Raw genomic sequence first — 4559 nt, forward strand, 5'->3', positions numbered from 1 at the left:
CGTCTCCAGAAGTCTTGCGAACGTGGAGACCCGCTTCGGTATTGCGCCGGCAATGAAATAGCGGGGCAACGGTAATGTGTTCTTGGGCATGAATTGGCTTGAGCGCAAAAAATTAGCTAATCAGTGATGGAGTACATGAAATGACGGCTAAAGAAAATCTGGGCCTGTTGAGCCTTGGTAAACGGGAACTGGCGGAAAAATCTCGAGATGAACTTCGGTTTTTAAGATTGGATGATCCCGGTACGCTCGCAGGCAAGACGCTTATGGATGGTCTGCTGCTCGAAAATCATGTACCGAAAGCATTGTTCGATCTGACGGATATTCTTGTCCAGCTGGAGTCATATGACTCTACTACACCCCATACTGCCGACTCCTATCAAATTCGCTTGCGTAACCCGCGTACGGGTACGACGAAGACTGTGGGCACTGGCAATCTTGGGCCAATTGCTGATCGTAAATGGCCGTTAGAGGTCAAATTTCTTTCCAGTGAGTTGCTGGACGACGATGCCAGTAAGTCGGCCACGGATTGGGAAATAGRCATCAGAGTTATAAACGGGGACACTCTAAACCCAACGACCCCGCAGTATCTATCGATAAAGGTTGACAGATTCCAACCCTATAAGAACAAGCAAACAGGTGTCGTAAGCAACCCTGTAAGGGCCACGTTTACAAACCCTGCGCCCGGCAAGGACCTGGACAGCGACTGGTTACTTCGCAACACTCACGTCGAATGTAATATTTCAACGGCCTTTAGCTATTATAGACAGGATGATGAAGTCGAAGTCTGGTTCGATGATACCTATTCACAAACAGCACCTCCGAAGGAAGTCATCAAGATTCCATTGCCTCCTAGCGGCCAGGTACGATTTCCGGTAGCAGACATTCCCGTTCCTCTGACTAATGGCACGTGGTATCTGTTCTACCGATTGAAAGACCTTGTTGGGAATTTCAGTCTGGTTTCTCTTGAACGTACAATCACGGTAAGAATCCAGCCTGATGCCGTGCTTAAACCCGTCGAGATTCCGACTGCAATCAAACCGGATGCACTTGACCTGAAAGACCTCGCGGGGCGTGTCTATGCCGAGGTGCCGCGCCCGGATAATGGCCTGAATACCGATATAATCAAACTCTATCTTGCGCCCATGACGGGGGGGATCCCGATCTTTGTCGGTGAACAGGATTTGGGTGGCCAGTCGCGGCTACAGTTCGAACTGTACTACCACGAACACCTTAAACCCTTGTTTGGTACTTCTGATATCGAAGTAGAGGTGAGGGCGTATTACGAGTTCATACGTCGCGGTGCTCCTCCACGTACTTCAATGGATACCCACGCTATCATTGACTTCGTTACTGCCGGACCGGATAAGGGTGATGAACTTCCAGATCTGGTCAGCAAACAAATGGCCAAAGTGACCGTTATGGGGGATTCCCTGACCCCCAACAAAATCACGGCAGAAGATCTGAAAGGCCCCGTCTGGATCAGTACCCCGATGAGAGCAACGGGTGACACTTGGGAGCCAGAGGCGAATGAACAGTGCTTTTTAATCTACGCAGGGCACAAGATAGGACCTATCTTACTGAGGGGTGGGGAGACTGAAATCAAGCGGCAAATTCCCGCTTCAATCATTGAAAGTGTCGGTCCTGGATTTCACAACGCGTCGTGGGACATTCAGTATGTCGATGGCCGAAATACGATGTCGTCGGAGCCGCAAGAGGTTGAAGTCGAAAAAGAACGTATTACGTTCCTTCAACCTACATTCCCGCTCAATGCTAAAGGTGATGTCAATTGCCTGAGTTTTGACGGTAATGAAGGTACCTCGGATATTTGGCTGCCTGTGACGGTTAAAATCATTTCCGCTTATATGCCAGCAGGTACTATTGTTACTGTTCATTCTTATGGTGCAAAAGAACTGGATGGGACAGACGTAATACCAGGAACCGAGTTTAAGATGCCGTACCAGATTCAAGGCAGTGAACCGGGTGGAGAGTTTGTGATCAATATTCCGTACTTGAAATACATCAAGCCCATTCAACCAACGCAAGCATCCGGACTGCCATCCGGTTCTCTCACCGTCTGGTTCGAAGTGCCTGTGGCTGGCGAACCGGTACCTTCTGACAGGAACCGGAAGAAGGTAACGCTGCTCTCTGATGAGAACTATTGCGAAGGGACTCCCAATCGTCGCCGCTGATTGAATCAATACCTTTGGGGGCGGATACATCCGCCCTTTTTTTCAAAATGAGTAAGACGAATTCCATATAGGAAAAAGATTATTCCTACATACGATTGGCGATTGTATCCGTAGTCTCTGCCTCCTCTTGCGGTGGGCTCTCCCGCCGACATCATTCAATCGTAGGATTTGAAAATATATCAGGTGGATATTTCATGAAGTATCGGTTCAATTTGAGGCCCATTGCCATTGCATTGGGTGCGCCTTCGCTGGCCATGATTTCGCTTGTAGCCTTCGAGGCTGATGCTCGGGATCTGGTGGACGAGAGCTGGACCGTCATTCCGTCAGAGGGTGCGCAAGCGTGGTCGCTGGCAAGTAACTCGGTATTGAACGTCATCAAGGGTACCGAGGCGCTTGACATCAACGCCTTGCAATCGACTGTCAATGTCAACGGGGGAGTCACCCGGCAAATTTCTGCTGAGGACGGTTCTCACGTAAACCTGGACAAAGCTTCGGTAAACGGTAATGGCGGTCGGGGGGGCGTGGAGCTGGTCAACAGCACCGCGACCATTACCGACAGCACTGTCTCCAGCGTCAATACAGGCCTGCAAGTCGCACACGAGCAAGGCACTCCTACAGGCTCTACCGCCACGGTCACGGGTAGCCGCATTATCGGGCAGACACTCGGGGCGCGAGTCACCGCCTTCAGCACGCTCACGCTTTCGAACTCGACGGTTGAAGGAGCCGGGGCTACGAGTACCGGGCTGAGTCTTTTCAGCGGTTCCGCTTCAGCCAGCAACAGTACTCACATCATCGGTGGCCATAACGGTGTGACGGTCAAGGTTGAAGTCCCGGGCGAAGGCAGCCAACTGGTGCTGGACAATTCAAGCGCGGAAGGCAAAACCGGTTCTGCGATCGTTGTGGACAATGCCGGGGCAACGAACACCATTACTGACATTCATGTCATTAACGGTTCGACCCTCAAGGGCGGCAACGGCACTATTCTTGAAGTGGCGGGAGCGGCGTCGGTCAACATGAATGTTGGCAGCAGTGCACTGGAAGGCAATGTTCAGGTGGCCGGTAACAGCACCGCCAACCTGAACTTCAACCAGGCCTCGCTGACGGGTGATGTGATCGCCGAGGCGGGCAGCACCGCTAATGTGCAGTTGCAGCAAGGTTCGCTGTTGACCGGGCGCCTGGAGAACGTCGCCACGCTCGGCATCGATCATCAATCCGAATGGGCCATGACCGGCAACAGCCAGGTCGGCGACCTGCACACCGAGGGCACTGTCAGGTTTGGTGCCGATAATGGCAATGACTACAAACAACTGGATGTCACCAATCTGTCGGGCCGCGGCCTGTTTATCATGCGCACCCACTTCACTACGGGTGAGACCGATCTGTTGAAGGTCATGGGCACCGCTACCGGCGATCATCGACTGCTGATCACCAGCAGCGGTGTCGATCCGGCCAGTGGTGAGCCGATCACCGTGGTGCGCACACAACAAGGTGGCGATGCGCGATTTTCGCTGGCCAATGCCAACAATGAGGTCGATCTGGGGACCTATTCCTATGGCTTGAGTAAAAGTGCCTCGGGCAACGATTGGTTCCTCGATCCGAGCAAGCGTAGCGTCAGTCCTTCCACTCAGGTCGTCAGTGCCTTGTTTGGCGCGCCACGCACCGTTTTGTATGGCGAAGAAGCCTTGTTGCGTACACGCATGGGCGAAGTGCGCTTCAACCCCGGCAAGTCGGGGGCCTGGAGCCGCGCTTTTGGCAGCAAGTACAACGTCGGTGGGGCATTCGGCGATAGTTATCGGCAAACGCAGCAAGGCTTCGCGTTGGGTGTCGATACGCCGTTGGGCGACGGTCAGTGGTTGCTGGGGGTGATGGCCGGTTATAGCCAGTCGAACCTCTCTTTGAACCACGGCAGTTCCGGCACTGTCGACAGCTACTCCCTGGGCAGCTACCTGACCTGGTTGAGTGAACTCGGGTATTACGTCGATAGCACCCTTAAGCTGAACCGCTTCGAGAACAAGGCGGACGTTGCAATGAGTGATGGTACGAAGGCCAARGGTGATTATGGCAACACCGGGGTGAGCGGCTCCGTGGAGTTCGGCCGTAACATCAAACTCAAGTCTGGCTATTTCATCGAGCCCTTCACTCGCTGGTCGACCGCATACATTCAGGGCCAGGATTATGAACTTGAGAACGGCATGCAAGCCAAGGGCGACCGGACCTGGTCATTCGTGGGTAAGGCCGGGCTGACCGCAGGTCGTGACATGCCGATGGCCAGCGGTGGCACGCTGAAGCCTTATGTCCGGGCGGCGCTGGCCCACGAGTTTTCCAAAAGCGATGAGTTCAAGGTCAACGATAATGCGTTCAGCCGTAATC

The 4559-nt window shown here is 53.3% G+C and carries 2 protein-coding genes; both read left to right on the plus strand.

Annotated elements, in window-relative coordinates; all coding sequences use genetic code 11:
• The first annotated feature begins 140 nt into the window (after positions 1-140).
• The gene (locus AC1DH9_RS23210) at positions 141-2189 is read left to right on the plus strand and encodes a hypothetical protein (protein ID WP_477808848.1); all 2049 of its coding nucleotides are present in this window, start codon (positions 141-143) and stop codon (positions 2187-2189) included.
• A gap of 194 nt (positions 2190-2383) precedes the next feature.
• On the plus strand, positions 2384-4559 hold a 2176-nt coding region (locus tag AC1DH9_RS23215; RefSeq protein ID WP_477808849.1), incomplete at its 3' end, for an autotransporter outer membrane beta-barrel domain-containing protein.

It is taken from the genome of Pseudomonas sp. 05T35 (assembly GCF_056396605.1).